Source organism: Actinophytocola sediminis, from assembly GCF_054779715.1.
The window spans coordinates 19,904-34,909 of sequence record NZ_BAAGXS010000007.1 but is presented as its reverse complement, the minus strand read 5'-3'; the positions used below and the strand labels follow the sequence as shown (position 1 = coordinate 34,909).

Sequence of the window (15,006 nt, the reverse complement as noted above, 5' to 3'; positions counted from 1 at the left end):
GAACGTTGGTCTAGTGGTCGAGCGTCATACTAGACTTGATCAGGTGAATCAGTCACGGGTAGGCGGCCGAGGGGGTCGCAGCGGTGGCGTGGCCGGCGAGGTCTGGCTGCGTGCGCCCCGCGCCGCGCGGGCGTCGCCACCGCTGACCAGAGACCGGATCGTCACCGAGGCGGTGGCGCTGCTCGACGAGGACGGCGCCGCCGGGCTGACCATGCGCCGGCTCGCCGCGCGCCTCGGCGCCGGATCGACCACGCTCTACTGGCATGTGCGGACCAAGGACGACGTGCTGGATCTCGCGCTGGACACCATCTTCCGCGACGTCCCGCTGCCGGCGACCGCCGGCGAGTGGGCCGCCGACGTGCGTGCGCTCATCGGCGACTGGTACGCGGTGATGCTGCGCCACCGCTGGGCCCCCGGCCTGCTCGGCCGCCCGATGCTCGGCCCGAACGTGCTCGCCCGCACCGAGTTCCTGCAGGCCAGCCTCACCCGAGGCGGCTTCACCGGCGACCACCTCGCGGTCGCCACCCACGGCCTGGCCAACTACGTCATCGGCGCGGCGCTGACCAGGGTCGGCAGCGGCGCGCTGAACGCCGCCGACGAGCACGTGCGCGCCCACGCCACCGAGTACCCGACGCTCGCGGCCACCGGCCATCTCGGCGAACGCGACTGGGACGTGGTCTTCCGCGCCGGCCTGGACAGCTTCCTCGCCGGCCTGATCGCGGGCCGTCGATGAAGCCGGCGGTGAAGGAGTGGCTCGACTGGACCCGTGCCGTCCCGGTGCTCGCCATCGTCACGCTCGCGCTGGTCTGGGGCGGCGACCTCAACATCGTGGTGATCGTGGTCGTCGCGCTGCTGCTGGCCGGCGCGGTGCTGGCCGCGGTGCACCACGCCGAGGTCGTCGCCCACCGGGTGGGGGAGCCGTTCGGCTCGCTGGTGCTGGCCGTCGCGGTCACCGTGATCGAGGTCGGGCTGATCGTCACGCTGATGATCTCCGGCGGCCCGGAGACCTCGTCGCTGGCCAGGGACACGGTCTTCGCCGCGGTGATGATCACCACCACCGGCATCGTCGGCATCTCGCTGCTGGTCGGCTCCCGGCAGTACGGGGTGACCCTGTTCAACGCCGAGGGCTCCGGCTCCGCGCTGGCCACCGTGGCCACACTCGCCACGTTGAGCATGGTGCTGCCGGCGTTCACCACCAGCCAGCCCGGCCCGGAGTTCTCCCCGGGACAGCTGGCCTTCGCCGCGCTGGCGTCACTGGCGATCTACATCGCCTACGTGCTCAACCAGACCGTCCGGCACCGCGACTTCTTCCTGCCGATGGTCCAGGAGGGCCAGCAGATCGACGAGGAGGCCCACGCCGACCCGCCGAGCGACCGGGCCGCGTGGACCAGCGCCGGCCTGCTCATGGCCGCGCTGGTGGCGGTCGTCGGGCTGGCCAAGGTGGAGTCCCCGGCCATCGAGGAGGCGGTCGCCGCAGTCGGGTTCCCGCACTCGTTCGTCGGGGTGGTGATCGCCATGCTGGTGCTGCTGCCGGAAACCCTGGCCGCCGTGCGCGCCGCCAAGGGCGGCCGGATCCAGACCAGCCTGAACCTGGCCTACGGCTCGGCGATCGCCAGCATCGGGCTGACCATCCCGACGATCGCGCTGCTGTCGGTCTGGCTGGATGGCCCGCTGGTGCTGGGCCTCGGCCCGACCCAGCTGGTGCTGCTGGCGCTGACCATCGTGGTGAGCGTGCTGACCATCGTGCCCGGCCGCGCGACCCGGCTGCAGGGCAGCGTGCACCTGGTGCTGCTGGCGGCGTTCCTGTTCCTGGCGGTCAGCCCGTGACGACGACCCATGTCGCGCTGCTGCGCGGCATCAACCTCGGCAGCCGCCGGCGGGTGGCGATGGCCGACCTGCGGACCTGGCTCGGCGAGCTGGGCCTCACCGACCTGCGTACGCATCTGCAGTCCGGCAACGTCGTCTTCCGCACCGCCGAGCGTCCCGCGACCGTGTACGCCGAGGTCACCCGGCGGCTGGCCGACGGCGCCGGCTTCGCCATCGACTGTGTGTTCCGCACGGCCGAGGAACTGGCCGCGGTCGTCGCGTCCGACCCGTTCGGCGAGGTGGCCACCGATCCGTCCCGGTACCTGGTGTCCTTCCTCGACGGTCCGGTGCGGCCGCCGGAGTTCGACCAGGACCACTTCGCCCCCGAGCTGTTCCGGGTGGGGGAGCGGGAGGTCTACTTCTGGGTCCCCGACGGCGTCCGGAACTCGAAGGTGCTGGCCGCGTTCCCGGCGCGGGCCGGCGAGGTGGCGACCATGCGCAACTGGAACACCGTCACCAGGTTGGTGACCATGACGGCGCCCTGACCAGCACGTTGAGTAACCGGCTGGCGCGCTGAGTGGTGACCGGTAATCGGGGTGACCTTGGCTCACCTCTACCATCTGCCCACATGTCCGGTCTCAGCCTGATGACCTTCAACATCGGCAGCCCTTCCGAGGAGCGCGCCCACCGCCAGCTCGCCTGGCTCGCCACGCGGCACGAGGACGTGTTCGTGCTGACCGAGACCAGGCACTCCGACGGCTGCCGGCACCTGGCGGAGGCGTTCCGCACGGCGGGGTGGGCGGTCGTCTACCCGAAACCGGGCCCGACCGAGTACGGCGTGATGATCGTCAGCAGGCTGCCGATCCAGGTGGACCCGATCGCCGCGAACGTGAAGTTCCTGCCGGAGCGGGTCGCCGGCGTGCTGCTGTCCACCGCGCTCGGGCTGGTCAGGGTGGTCGGCGTGTACGCCCCGACCAGGGACGCCACCGCCGAGCGCACCGAGCGCAAACGCCGCTGGATGTCGGAGTTCTCCGTGGCGCTCGGCGCGAGCGGGCTGTCCGAGTCCGGCACCGAGACCGTGGTGTTGGGCGATCTCAACGTGATCGAGCCCGACCACGAGCCGAGCTACACCACGTTCCGGTGGTTCGAGTACGACTTCTATCGTGGGTTGACCGACCGGCACGGCCTGATCGACGCGTTCCGGCACAGCGAGCCGGACCGGATCGAGCACAGCTGGATCGGGCGTACCGGCGACGGCTACCGCTACGACCACGTGCACTGCGGCAAGAAGCTCGCCGCCGAGATCGAGGAATGCGAGTACGTGCACGAGCCGAGGACCACCCGGCTGTCCGACCATTCGGCGCTGTCGATCACGTTCACCTCGTTGCCGACCGCCGAGCTGAACACCATGGACCCGTTCGAGGCCGCGAGCCCGCCGACGCTGTTCTGAGCGAGTCGATCCGGGATGGACGTCCGGTCGACTGGCACTGATACCGTGCTGGGGTATAGTAATCGCCAACAGAGAAACTCCAGAAACCCTAGTTAGCCTTGGAGCTGTGGTGACCACTAACACCTACACGGTGACCGGTATGACCTGCGACCACTGCGTCGCCGCGGTGCGCACGGAGCTGAGTGGCATCGCCGGAGTCACCGAGGTCGCCGTCGACCTCGGCTCCGGCCAGGTGACCGTGACCAGCGAGGGCCCGCTGTCGACCGATGACGTGCGCGCCGGGGTCGACGAGGCTGGCTACGAACTGGCGAGCTGACGATGCCGCCGGTGGCCAAGCTGGGCGCGTTCGGCCTGGCGCTGGTCGTGGCGTTCGCCGCCGCGTACGGCGTCGGGCAGGCCGTCGGTCCGGTCGACCAGCCGGCCACCGAGACCGCGGCCCACGGCCATGACGGGTCCGCGCCGCACGCCGAGGTCCTGCCGGCCGGTCTGCGGGTGTCGGCCGACGGCTACACCCTCGACGTGGTCGACCCGCGCGGGTTCGCCTTCCGGATCCTGGACGACCGCGGCGCGCCGGTCACCCGGTTCACCCGGGCGCACGACAAGCTGATGCACCTGATCGTGGCCCGGCGCGACCTGTCGGGCTACCAGCACCTGCACCCGGAACTCGACGCCGACGGCACCTGGCGGATCCCGCTGGACTTCGGCGCGGCCGGGGAGTTCCGGGTGTTCGCCGACTTCCTTCCCGCCGGCCGGGACGAGAGCATCACGCTCGGGGTCGACGTGCCGGTGCCCGGCGCGTTCTCCCCGAGGCCGCTGCCGGCGCCGTCGAGGACCGCGACCGTGGACGGCTACCAGGTGAGCATCGCCGGCCACCTCGACGCGGGCACGACCAGCCCGCTGACCCTGTCGGTCACCCGTGCCGGCGAGCGCGTCGACCTCGAGCCCTACCTCGGCGCGTACGGGCATCTGGTGGCGCTGCGCCACGGCGACCTCGCCTACCTGCACGTCCACCCGGACGCCGGAGCCAGCAACGACATCCGCTTCTACGCCGAGGTCCCCAGCGTCGGCACCTACCGCCTGTACCTGGACTTCAAACACGCCGGCGTGGTGCGTACCGCCGAGTTCACCACCATCGCCGAGTCGCACGAGGAGGGTCCGTGAGTGACATCGAGCTGGTCATCGGTGGGATGACCTGTGCGGCGTGTGCGGCGCGGATCGAGAAGAAGCTGAACAGGGTGGCCGGGGTCGAGGCGAGTGTCAACTACGCCACCGAGCGCGCCCGGGTCACCGCGCCGGCCGATGTGTCCACAGCCGACCTCGTGGCCGTGGTGGAGAAACTGGGCTACACGGCGGCACTGCCGGCCCCACCGGCCGACACCGAGCCACCACCGGACACGGCCGTGCGCGCGGCGCGGGTCCGGTTGCTGGTGAGCCTGGCGCTGTCGGTGCCGGTGGTCGCGCTGGCGATGGTGCCGGCGTTGCAGTTCCAGTACTGGCAGTGGGCGTCGCTGACGCTGGCCGCACCGGTCGTGGTGTGGGCCGGCGCGCCGTTCCACCGTGCGGCGTGGACGAACCTGCGCCACGGCGCGGCCACAATGGACACCCTGATCTCGATGGGCACGCTGGCCGCGTTCGCCTGGTCGCTGTACGCGCTGTTCCTCGGCACCGCCGGGGTCCCCGGCATGACCCACCCGTTCCGGCTGACCATCGAGCGCACGGCGGCCGACGGGAACATCTACCTCGAGGTCGCGGCCGGGGTGATCACGTTCATCCTGGCCGGCCGGTACTTCGAGGCCCGCGCCAAGTCCAGCGCAGGCTCGGCGCTGCGCGCGCTGTTGTCGTTGGGCGCCAAGGATGTCGCGGTCCTGCGGGACGACCGGGAGACCAGGGTGCCGATCGCGGAGCTGACGGTCGGCGACCGGTTCCTGGTGCGCCCGGGGGAGAAGATCGCCACCGACGGCGTGGTCGAGGACGGATCGTCCGCTGTGGACGAGAGCATGCTGACCGGCGAGTCGGTGCCGGTGGAGGTCGCCGTCGGCGACCGGGTGGTCGGCGCGACGGTGAACGCGGGTGGGCGGCTGGTGGTGCGCGCGACCAGGGTCGGCGCGGACACCCAGCTCGCGCAGCTGGCCGCGCTGGTGGAACGGGCGCAGACCGGAAAGGCCGCCGTGCAACGGCTGGCCGACCGGATCTCCTCGGTGTTCGTGCCGGTGGTGATCGGCCTTTCCTTCGCGGCACTGGGTTTCTGGCTGGGCACCGGCGCGTCGCCGGCGGCCGCGTTCACGGCGGCGGTGGCGGTGTTGATCATCGCGTGTCCGTGTGCGTTGGGGTTGGCGACGCCGACGGCGTTGTTGGTGGGTACTGGTCGGGGTGCGCAGTTGGGGATTTTGATCAAGGGTCCGGAGGTGTTGGAGTCGACTCGGCGGGTGGACACCGTGGTGCTGGACAAGACCGGGACGGTGACCACCGGCCAGATGTCCCTTGTGGACGTCGTGCTGGCGGCCGGCGAGTCCCGGTCGCGGTTGCTGACGCTGGCCGGCGCGGTCGAGGACGCCGCCGAGCACCCGATCGCCCGCGCGGTCGCGGCGGCCGCGCACGCCGAGGTCGGACCGCTGCCCACGGTGTCGGACTTCGAGGCGGTGTCCGGCTTCGGGGTGCGCGCCACGGTGGCGGGGGCGGCGGTCGCGGTCGGCCGCACGACCCACGACTGGCTGCCCGCACTGCCACCGGCGCTGGCCGACGCGGTGGCCGACGCGCAGACCCGGGGCCACACCGTGGTGGCGGTCGCCGTCGACGGCGCGGTCCGGGGGCTGCTGGTGGTGGCCGACACGGTCCGCCGGACCAGCGCCGAGGCGGTCCGCCAACTGCGCGCGCTCGGTCTGGCGCCGGTGATGCTGACCGGGGACACCGAACCGGTGGCCCGCGCGATCGCCGCCGAGGTCGGCATCGACGAGGTGATCGCCGGCGTGCTGCCGGCCGGCAAGGTCGACCAGCTCCGACGGCTGCGGGATTCCGGCCGGGTGGTGGCCATGGTCGGCGACGGCGTCAACGACGCGGCCGCGCTGGCCGAGGCCGACCTTGGCCTGGCGATGGGCACCGGTACCGACGTGGCCATCGAGGCCAGCGACCTGACCCTGGTCCGCGGCGACCTGCGCGCGGCCGCGGACGCGATCCGGTTGTCCCGGCGGACGCTGAACATCATCCGGGGCAACCTGTTCTGGGCGTTCGCCTACAACGTGGCGACGATTCCGTTGGCCGCCGCGGGTTTGCTCAACCCGATGATCGCGGGCGCGGTGATGGCGTTCAGCTCGGTGTTCGTGGTGACCAACAGCCTGCGGCTGCGGACGTTCACGCCCTTGCCGGGCAACGAGACCACCGCGTCCGACGACCGTGCGGCGCGGCCGCGCCCGCTGGCGCGGGTCGGCTGAGCGCCGCACGGCCGGGACGACTCACGGCCGGCCGGGCAACCGGTAGTTGGTGCCGAGCGCCGCGCCACGGTGTGGCTTGTACAGGTCATAGCCGCGCGGGTCGCACTGCAGGCCACCGTTGATGCAGTGGCTCACCAGCGCGGCCAGGGTCGGCTCGTCCCAGGCGTTGAAGAAGTCGTAGTGCCAACTGAAACCGCGGCCGCTGGCCAACCGCACCCGCGAGGTGTCCCCGTCGGCCGGGAACGCGATCTTGAACTCGAGCATCGGCACCGGGCGCGGGTGGCTCGACGGGCAGCTCCCGTTGACCGGATAGGCCATGTGGCTCTTGTGGTCGGCCGAGTCCAGGTTGACCCCGTCCCAGCAACTCGGGGCCTGGTAACGGATGTTGAGCTGGCTGCCTTCCAGGCAGTTGGTCGGGAAGTCCCAGTTGAAGAAGCTGTTGCCACACTCCCAGCCCTCGACTCGCCCCGGCGCGGTGCGGAAGTCGTCGATGGTCGCGGTCGGACTGCCGACCACGTAACGCAGTCCTGGCGGGAACGGCCGGACCGAGGCGTAGTCGAGCACCCCGGACTTGTAGTAGATGACCTGACGGCCGATCGGGATCACCGGTTCGTCGCCGTTGAACATGGTCGGGAACCAGTACGCGGACAGGTCATCCGGCGCGAGGCAGGACGTCGCGCCGAGACCGGCGTCGCGTAGTGAGTCCAGTGTGGTGTGTGCGTCGGTGGTGGTGTTGCCGGTGAAGCTGTGTTCGTGGGAGGCGCCGGGCAGGTTCGGGAAGACGATCGGGTCGTCGGGCAGCCGGTGGGTCACTGAACAGTTGACCTGGAACTCGTGGTGGGTGACGTCGTCCTCGGCCTGACTGGCCGGGGCGACGGCGCACAGCGCGGCAGTGACCAGACCGCACACCGCCAGGGTGAACTTGGTTCGCACGATGGGGACTCCTCCTCGGCAGGGTTCGAGGGAGAGCGCTCTCCCCGCAGCGTGCCGAACCGGGCGACCGCTTGTCAAGGGCGGCCTTGACACACCGTGGCTGGACCGTGACACTCGAGGTGAGTGGGAGAGCGCTCTCCGAACCCCACTCGCCCCTGCTGAGGAGACCGCAATGACGCGCGTTCGCGCCACCGTGATGATGGCGATCCTGGCCCTGTTGTTCGCTGTGCTCGCCGTGCCCGCCCAGGCGGCGCCCAGCGTGGTGCGGGTGACCGGCTCGCAGGGCGCCTGGCAGCTGACCGTGGACGGCAGCCCGTACACCGTCAAGGGCCTGACCTGGGGCCCACCGATCGGCGAGGCCGCCGCACGGATGCCCGACCTGCGGGCGATGGGGGTGAACACCATCCGCACCTGGGGCACCGACGGCACCACCCGCCCGCTGCTGGACGCCGCCGCGGCCAACGGAGTCAAGGTGATCAGCGGCTTCTGGCTGCAGCCAGGTGGCGGCCCCGGCAGCGGCGGCTGCGTCGACTACCTCACCGACACCACCTACAAGACGAACATGCGCACCGAGTTCGTCCGCTGGGTCACCGAGTACCGGGACCACCCCGGGGTGTTGCTGTGGAACGTCGGCAACGAGTCGATCCTGGGCATGCAGAACTGCTTCTCCGGCACGGCGTTGGAGGACCAGCGGATCGCGTACACCCGGTTCGTCAACGAGGTGACCGAGGCGATCCAGGCCGCGGACCCCAACCACCCGGTCACCTCGACCGACGCGTGGACCGGGGCCTGGCCCTACTACCGCGACCACGCGCCGGCGCTCGACCTGTACGCGGTGAACTCCTACCGCGCGGTGTGCGACATCCGCCAGACCTGGATCGACGGCGGGTACACCAAGCCCTACATCCTCACCGAGGGCGGCCCGGCGGGGGAGTGGGAGGTGCCCGACGACGCGAACGGGGTGCCGGCCGAGCCGACCGACGTGCAGAAGCGCGACGGCTACCCGGCGGCCTGGAACTGCCTGATGGCCCACCAGGGCGTCGCGCTCGGCGGCACGCTGTTCCACTACGGCACCGAGCAGGATTTCGGCGGCGTCTGGTTCAACCTGTTGCCGGGCAACGAGAAGCGCCTGTCGTACTACTCGCTGGCGCGGGCCTTCGGCGGCGCCACGCCGGCGAACACCCCGCCGGTGATCACCTCGATGTCCACATTGGGCGATGTGCCGGCCGGCGGTCAGTTCACTGTGGACGTCGCGGCCAGCGACCCGGACGGCGACCAGATCGCCTACTCGTTGATGCTGAACGGGAAGTACATCGACAACTCGGGTGCGTTGGTGCCGGCCAACTTCACCGGCACCGACCCGTTCACGGTGACCGCGCCCGACCGGCTCGGCGTGTGGAAGCTCTACATGTACGCCCGCGACGGCCGGGGCAACGTCGGCATCGAGTCCCGCTCGTTCCGGGTGGTCCCGCCGACCGCGCCCGGCACGAACGTGGCACAGGGCAGGCCGACCACCGCGTCGTCCTACCAGGCACAGGGCGACGGCGCGCCGTTCCTGCCGACCATGGCCACCGACGGCTCGCTGACCACCCGCTGGGCCAGCGACTGGAGCGATCCACAGTGGATCCAGGTGGACCTCGGCGCGGTCACCACGTTCGACCACGTGCAGCTGGTGTGGGAGGGGGCGTTCGGCCGCGCCTACGAGGTCCAGGTCTCCGACGACGGCTCGTCCTGGCGCGCGGTGCACGCCACCACGACCGGCGACGGCGGCGTGGACGCGATCGACGTGTCCGGGTCCGGCCGGTACGTCCGCGTGCACGGCACCCAGCGCGGCACCGGGTGGGGTTACTCGCTCTACGAGTTCGGCGTCTACCGGCGCTGACGCGCCACCCCGCGAGGCCGCCACGGCGGCCTCGCGGGGAGCTGTCCGCGGGATCTGTCCTCAGTGGCCGCGTACTCGCCGGATTGTGTCCCGGTACCACAGCGCGCTCTGTTTCGGCGTGCGGACCTGGGTCTGGTAGTCCACGTGCACCAGGCCGAAACGCTTGGCATAGCCGTAGGACCACTCGAAGTTGTCCATCAGCGACCAGGCGAAGTAGCCACGCACGTCCGCGCCCCGCTGCCTGGCCGCGGCCACCGCCGCGAGGTGGGCCGACAGGTACGCGGTGCGGTCCTCATCGCTGACGAAGCCGTTCTGGTCGGCCACATCGTCGAACGCGGCGCCGTTCTCGGTGATCACCATGGGGGTGCCGGGATAGTCGCGGCTGAGCCGGACCAGCAGCTCGGTGAAGCCCTCCGGCACGATCTCCCAGTCCATCGCGGTCACCGGGCGGCCCATGGGCACGGTGGTGTGCACCGGGTTGCCCTGGTCGTCGGTTGTGCGTCCCTGATCGTCCACACCGGACACCAGGTGGCTGGAGTAGTAGTTGACGCCGAGCACGTCGATCGGCTCGCTGATGATCTCCAGGTCACCGTCGAGTACCGGCAAGGTCACCCCGCGGGCCGCGAGATCACCGACGATGTCGTCGGGATACCGCCCGCGCAGCAACGGGTCCAGGTAGATCCGCGCGCCGAGGCCGTCCGCGCGCCGGGTCGCCTCCCGGTCGGCCTCGCTGTCGCTGGCCGGGGTCGAGGTGCCCATGTTGAGCGTGATGCCGAGCTCGAGCTGGTCGGTGGCGGCCGCGCGCATGCGTTGGGCGGCAAGGCCGTGGCCGAGCAGCAGGTGGTGCACGGCGGCGATCGCGTCGCCGAGGTCCTGGCGGCCGGGGGCCTGGCGTCCCTCGTAGTAGCCGAGCATCGCCGAGCACCACGGCTCGTTGAGCGTGGTCCAGGTGCGTACCCGGTCGCGCAGCGCGTCGAAGACCAGCATGGCGTAGTCGGCGAAGCGGTAGGCGGTGTCGCGTGCCGGCCAGCCGCCGGCGTCCTCCAACTCCTGGGGCAGGTCCCAGTGGTAGAGGGTCACCCACGGGTCGACGCCCTTGTCGAGCAGCTGGTCCACCAGCCGGTCGTAGAAGGCGAGCCCGGCCGGGTTCGCCGTCCCCCGGCCGCCTGGCTGGACGCGCGGCCAGGCGACGGAGAACCGGTAGACGTCGACGTCGAGCGACTTGATCAGCTCGACGTCTGCTGGCATGCGGTGGTAGTGGTCGCACGCCACGTCACCGTTCTCGCCGTCCTCGACCATGCCCGGCGTTCGGCAGTAGGTGTCCCAGATGGACGGTCCGCGGCCGTCCTCGGTGGTCGCCCCCTCGATCTGGTACGCGGAGGTCGCCACCCCCCAGCGGAATGACGCGGGCAGGCTGGCGATCAGACCCGCCTCCGCCTCGGCCTCCAGTGTCGCGGTCGTGTCCAAGATCCATCCTCCGTCGTGTCGAGCTGAGTCGAGCTCCCGGGTCAGATCATGGCCCGGTCGGCCGTGTGCAGCCAGCAGGCCACCCTCCGGTCCTGGTCCTCCCGCCCGGCCGGGGTCAGCAGTTGCGGCGACCGGTCGGCGCATGGTTCGAACGCCTTGGGACACCTGGGATGGAACGCGCAGCCGGCCGGCATCGCCCGCAGGTCCGGCGGTGAGCCGGGGATGCCGGTCAGCTCGCGGCGTGGGCCGCGCAGCGCGGGGAACGAGTGCAGCAGGCCGTCGCTGTAGGGGTGCAGCGACTCCCGGTACAGGTCGGCGGCCGGCGCGGACTCCACGATCCGGCCGCCGTACATGATCGCGATCCGGTCGGAGAACTCGACCAGCAGCGACAGGTCGTGGGTGATGAACAGCACCGAGAAGCCGATCCGCTCCCGCAGCTCGACGAGCGTGGCCAGGATCTGGCGCTGCATCACGACATCCAGCGCGGTCGTCGGCTCGTCCATGACGACCACCCGGGGTTCCAGTGCCAGCGCCATCGCGATCATCACCCGCTGCCGCATGCCGCCGGAGAGCTGGTGGGGGTAGCTGGTGAGCCGGTCGGCGTTGATGCCGACCAGTTTCAGCAGTTCGGCCGCCCGCGCGCGCCTGGCCGCCGAGGTGGTGCGCGGCTCGTGCGCGGCGATCACGTCGGTCAGCTGGGTGGCCACCGTGTGCACCGGGTTGAGCGAGTTCATCGCGCCCTGGAACACGATCGCCACCTCGGCCCAGCGGAACCGGCGCAGTCGTTTGGCCGACAGCGACATCAGCTCGACCGGCTCGCCGTCGCGCGGGTGGTAGACGACCTGCCCGGACCGGATGACCCCCGGTGGTGGCAGCAGGCGCAGCATCCCGTAGGCCAAAGTGGACTTTCCGCTGCCGCTCTCGCCGGCCAGGCCAAGCACCTCGCCGCGGTGCAGGGTCAGGCTGACGTCGCGCACCGCGGCCACCGCGTCGTCCCCGAGGCCGTAGTCGACCGACAGCCCACGGATGTCCAGCACCGGCTCCCCGGTCATCGGCCCGCCTTCCCCGCCGGCAGGACCGGGGTGAACCCGACCCGCATCTTCACCCCGCGAACCCGCTGCGCGCCACCGCGCAGCCGGGGGTTGACGTACTCGTCGATGCCGAAGTTCACCAGCGCGAGCCCGGTGCCGAGCAACGCGATCGCGAGCCCGGCGGGCACGAACCACCACCACGCGCCCTGGGCGAGCGCCTGCTGGCTCTGCGCCCAGAACAGGATCGCGCCCCAGTTCCATTCGGACACCCCGGGCACGCCGATGAACGCCAGGGTGATCTCCGAGAGCACCGCGAAGATCACTGTGGACACGAAGCTCGCGGCGATCACCGCGGTCAGGTTCGGCAGGATCTCGAAGCCGAGGATGCGCCAGGTGGACTCGCCGGTGGCCCGCGCGGCCTCGACGTAGTCCCGGCGGCGCAACGACAACGTCTGCGCGCGCAGCACCCGCGCGCCCCACGCCCACGAGGTGAACCCGATGACCAGTGCGATCGTCAGGTCGTTGGTCTCCGGCAGGGACAGCGTGATGATCAGGATCAGCGGCAGCGCCGGGATCACCAGGAACACGTTGGACAGCGCGGACAGGCTCTCCCCGCCCACCCCGCCGAAGTACCCGGCGGTGACCCCGAAGACGATCGCCAGCACGGTGGCCACGATCCCGGCGACGATGCCGACGACCATCACGCTGCGCGTGCCGTCGAGGATCTGGCTGAGGATGTCCTGGCCGAGATGGGTGGTGCCGAACCAGTGTGCCGCGTTCGGGCCGACGAGCAGGTCGTCGCTGCGCTCGCCGGGGTCATAGGGCGCGATCCACGGGCCGATCACCGCGAACACGGTGAGGGTCCCGAGGATGGCCAGGCCGGTGACCGCCTTGCCGTTGGTCAGCAGGCGCGATCGGCGTCGCCGCCTGCCGGGGGCCGGCTCGACCGGCACGGCCAGTACGTCCGCGGTGGGCAGTGCCAACGCTCAGCCCTCCTTCCTGGTGCGGGGGTCGAGCAGCAGGTAGATCAGGTCCGCGAACAGGTTGGCCACCAACACCGACAGCGTGATGATCAGGAAGATGCCCTGGATCAGCGGGTAGTCCTTGGCGCCGACCGCGGCGAACAGCTGGAAGCCGACGCCGGGGTAGGAGAACACGATCTCCACCAGCAGGGTGCCGCCGACGATCAGGCCGAGCGACAGCGCGAAGGCCGACACGTTGGGCAGCAACGCGTTGCGGGCCGCGTAGCTCACCATCACCCGCCGCTGCGACAGGCCCTTGGCGTGCGCGACGGTGATGTAGTCCTCGGCGACCACGGTGAGCATCATGTTCCGCATCGACAGCACCCAGCCGCTCATCGACGTGATCAGGATGGTGATCGCGGGCAGCAGGCTGTGGTAGATCGCGCTGCCGACGAACTCCAGGTCCCAGCTCGGCACCACACCGGGGTCGTAGCCGCCAGAGGACGGGAACGCGCCGCCCTGGTCGGCGAACAGCGTGATCGCGATCAGGCCGAGCCAGAAGTACGGAATGGACGACAGGAACGTGGTCACCGGCATCACCAGGTCCGCCCAGGACCCGCGCCACCAGCCGGCCACGATGCCAAGTGCGGTGCCGAGCAGGAAGCTGATCACGGTCGTGACGCCGACGAGCGCGAGTGTCCACGGCAGACTGTCCGCGATCACCTCGGAGACCGGGGTCGGGAAGAAGGTGAACGAGAGCCCGAGGTCGCCGCGCAGCAGCTGTCCCCAGTAGTCGAGGTACTGGGACAGCAGGCCCTGCTGGTCGTCGAGTCCGAAGAGGATGTACAGCGACTGGATCGCGTCCGCGTCCAGCTGCCCCCGCGCCCGGCTGATCAGCGACTGCACCGGGTCGCCGGGGATCAGCCGTGGCAGAAAGAAGTTGATGGTGATCGCAGCCCACGCCGTGAACGCGTAGAACCCCACCCGCCGCAGGAAGTAACTCATGACCCGGCCTCCGCGTACAGCCAGCACGCGGCCCAGTGGCCGGAGCCGTTGTTGCCGACGGGCAGGCGGGGCGGCGCGGTGGTCGAGCAGCGGGGCATGGCGTGCGGGCAGCGCGGGTGGAACCGGCAGCCGCTCGGCGGGTCGATCAGGCTCGGCGGCTCCCCGCCCGCCTCGGCCGCGCCCTCGGTCGCCTCGCCCGCGATCCGGTCCGGGTCGGGCGCGGCGGCGATCAGCAACCTGGTGTACGGGTGGGCCGCGTGCTGGGTCACCGTCTCGCCGTCGCCACCCTCGACGACCTGACCCGCGTACATCACCAGCAGATCGTCGGCGAAGTAGCGTGCGGAGGCGATGTCGTGGGTGATGTAGAGGATCGCCAGCTGCAGCCGGTCGCGCAGATCCCGCAACAGGTTCAGCACGCCGAGCCGGATCGACACGTCCAACATGGACACCGGCTCGTCGGCGAGCAGTACCCGCGGCCCGGCGGCGAGCGCCCGCGCGATGGCCACCCGCTGGCGCTGCCCGCCGGACAGCTCGTGCGGGTACTTGGCGAGGAACTGCGCCGGCGGGGTGAGCTGCACCCTGGTCAGCAGGTCGTGCAGGCCATCGGTCAGGTCGCCGTCGTGCCCATGGATCCGCAGCGCCCTGGTCAGGTGATAGCGCACGGTGTGCACCGGGTTCAGCGAGGAGAACGGGTCCTGGAAGACCAGCTGCACCTGCCGGCAGTACGCCCGGAACGCCCGGCCGCGCCGCACGTCCACCACGTCGTCGTGCAGCCGGATCTCGCCCGCGGTCTGGTGCACCAGCTGTGCCAGCAGTCTGGCCACTGTGGACTTGCCGGATCCGGACTCGCCGACCATGGCGGTCACCCGGCCGCGTCGCAGCACCAGGCTGACCTCGTCCACCGCGCGCACCGCGCGCCGCTGCCGGGAGAACAGGGTGCGCAGCCGGCGCCGGACCGGGAAGTGTTTGGTGAGGCCGACCGCCGCCAGCACCACATCGGTGGTGCCGGCGGCGGTCTGCTCCGCGTGCGCGGTCATCTCGG

The 15,006-nt window shown here is 71.0% G+C and carries 14 protein-coding genes; 8 read left to right on the top strand and 6 right to left on the bottom strand.

Going from position 1 to position 15,006, the window contains the following annotated elements:
- Positions 1-43 precede the first annotated feature (43 nt).
- The 7 genes from ACYVIP_RS04085 to ACYVIP_RS04055 all read left to right on the top strand — a co-directional run bounded on the left by ACYVIP_RS04085 (position 44) and on the right by ACYVIP_RS04055 (position 6,684).
- On the top strand, positions 44-733 hold the full coding sequence (locus ACYVIP_RS04085) for a TetR/AcrR family transcriptional regulator C-terminal domain-containing protein (RefSeq protein ID WP_460392112.1): 690 nt from the start codon (positions 44-46) through the stop codon (positions 731-733).
- Positions 730-1,827, top strand: a complete 1,098-nt coding sequence (locus tag ACYVIP_RS04080; RefSeq protein ID WP_460392110.1) for a calcium:cation antiporter — start codon at positions 730-732, stop codon at positions 1,825-1,827. Before ACYVIP_RS04085 ends, ACYVIP_RS04080 begins: the two co-directional genes overlap by 4 nt.
- Positions 1,824-2,351, top strand: coding sequence for a DUF1697 domain-containing protein (locus tag ACYVIP_RS04075; RefSeq protein WP_460392108.1), 528 nt, complete (start codon positions 1,824-1,826; stop codon positions 2,349-2,351). The genes ACYVIP_RS04080 and ACYVIP_RS04075 overlap by 4 nt, the downstream gene beginning before the upstream one ends.
- Positions 2,352-2,434: 83 nt before the next feature.
- Complete coding sequence (locus ACYVIP_RS04070) at positions 2,435-3,256, top strand: endonuclease/exonuclease/phosphatase family protein (protein ID WP_460392106.1); 822 nt, start codon at positions 2,435-2,437, stop codon at positions 3,254-3,256.
- Between the two features lie 109 nt (positions 3,257-3,365).
- A complete protein-coding gene (locus ACYVIP_RS04065; RefSeq protein ID WP_460392104.1) occupies positions 3,366-3,572 on the top strand; it encodes a heavy-metal-associated domain-containing protein in 207 nt (68 codons plus the stop codon).
- A 2-nt stretch (positions 3,573-3,574) separates the two neighbouring features.
- Complete coding sequence (locus ACYVIP_RS04060) at positions 3,575-4,417, top strand: hypothetical protein (RefSeq protein WP_460392102.1); 843 nt, start codon at positions 3,575-3,577, stop codon at positions 4,415-4,417.
- A 26-nt stretch (positions 4,418-4,443) separates the two neighbouring features.
- Positions 4,444-6,684, top strand: a complete 2,241-nt coding sequence (locus tag ACYVIP_RS04055) for a heavy metal translocating P-type ATPase (protein WP_460392270.1) — start codon at positions 4,444-4,446, stop codon at positions 6,682-6,684.
- A 21-nt stretch (positions 6,685-6,705) separates the two neighbouring features.
- Here the strand turns inward: ACYVIP_RS04055 and ACYVIP_RS04050 are convergent, their stop codons facing one another.
- Positions 6,706-7,617, bottom strand: coding sequence for a DUF1996 domain-containing protein (locus tag ACYVIP_RS04050; RefSeq protein ID WP_460392100.1), 912 nt, complete (start codon positions 7,615-7,617; stop codon positions 6,706-6,708).
- A gap of 172 nt (positions 7,618-7,789) precedes the next feature.
- On the opposite strand from ACYVIP_RS04050, the gene ACYVIP_RS04045 reads away from it, so the two are divergent.
- Positions 7,790-9,499, top strand: coding sequence for a discoidin domain-containing protein (locus tag ACYVIP_RS04045; protein WP_460392098.1), 1,710 nt, complete (start codon positions 7,790-7,792; stop codon positions 9,497-9,499).
- Between the two features lie 60 nt (positions 9,500-9,559).
- Here the strand turns inward: ACYVIP_RS04045 and ACYVIP_RS04040 are convergent, their stop codons facing one another.
- The 5 genes from ACYVIP_RS04040 to ACYVIP_RS04020 are packed head-to-tail and all read right to left on the bottom strand — an operon-like array spanning position 9,560 to position 15,001.
- Positions 9,560-10,966 (bottom strand): GH1 family beta-glucosidase, encoded by a 1,407-nt coding sequence (locus tag ACYVIP_RS04040; RefSeq protein ID WP_460392096.1) that lies wholly within the window; start codon positions 10,964-10,966, stop codon positions 9,560-9,562.
- A gap of 41 nt (positions 10,967-11,007) precedes the next feature.
- The gene (locus ACYVIP_RS04035; RefSeq protein WP_460392094.1) at positions 11,008-12,018 is read right to left on the bottom strand and encodes an ABC transporter ATP-binding protein; all 1,011 of its coding nucleotides are present in this window, start codon (positions 12,016-12,018) and stop codon (positions 11,008-11,010) included.
- On the bottom strand, positions 12,015-12,980 hold the full coding sequence (locus tag ACYVIP_RS04030; protein WP_460392092.1) for an ABC transporter permease: 966 nt from the start codon (positions 12,978-12,980) through the stop codon (positions 12,015-12,017). The genes ACYVIP_RS04035 and ACYVIP_RS04030 overlap by 4 nt, the downstream gene beginning before the upstream one ends.
- Positions 12,981-12,983: 3 nt before the next feature.
- Positions 12,984-13,964, bottom strand: a complete 981-nt coding sequence (locus tag ACYVIP_RS04025) for an ABC transporter permease (RefSeq protein ID WP_460392090.1) — start codon at positions 13,962-13,964, stop codon at positions 12,984-12,986.
- Positions 13,961-15,001, bottom strand: coding sequence for an ABC transporter ATP-binding protein (locus tag ACYVIP_RS04020; RefSeq protein WP_460392268.1), 1,041 nt, complete (start codon positions 14,999-15,001; stop codon positions 13,961-13,963). The genes ACYVIP_RS04025 and ACYVIP_RS04020 overlap by 4 nt, the downstream gene beginning before the upstream one ends.
- Between the last annotated feature and the right edge of the window lie 5 nt (positions 15,002-15,006).

Coding starts and splice junctions, on each gene's coding strand:
- ACYVIP_RS04080 (WP_460392110.1), top strand. CDS start 730: ATGAAGCCGGCGGTGAAGGAGTGGCTCGACTGGACCCGTGCCGTCCCG.
- ACYVIP_RS04070 (WP_460392106.1), top strand. CDS start 2,435: ATGTCCGGTCTCAGCCTGATGACCTTCAACATCGGCAGCCCTTCCGAG.
- ACYVIP_RS04060 (WP_460392102.1), top strand. CDS start 3,575: ATGCCGCCGGTGGCCAAGCTGGGCGCGTTCGGCCTGGCGCTGGTCGTG.
- ACYVIP_RS04055 (WP_460392270.1), top strand. CDS start 4,444: ATGACCTGTGCGGCGTGTGCGGCGCGGATCGAGAAGAAGCTGAACAGG.
- ACYVIP_RS04045 (WP_460392098.1), top strand. CDS start 7,790: ATGACGCGCGTTCGCGCCACCGTGATGATGGCGATCCTGGCCCTGTTG.
- ACYVIP_RS04035 (WP_460392094.1), bottom strand. CDS start 12,018: ATGACCGGGGAGCCGGTGCTGGACATCCGTGGGCTGTCGGTCGACTAC.
- ACYVIP_RS04025 (WP_460392090.1), bottom strand. CDS start 13,964: ATGAGTTACTTCCTGCGGCGGGTGGGGTTCTACGCGTTCACGGCGTGG.
- ACYVIP_RS04020 (WP_460392268.1), bottom strand. CDS start 15,001: ATGACCGCGCACGCGGAGCAGACCGCCGCCGGCACCACCGATGTGGTG.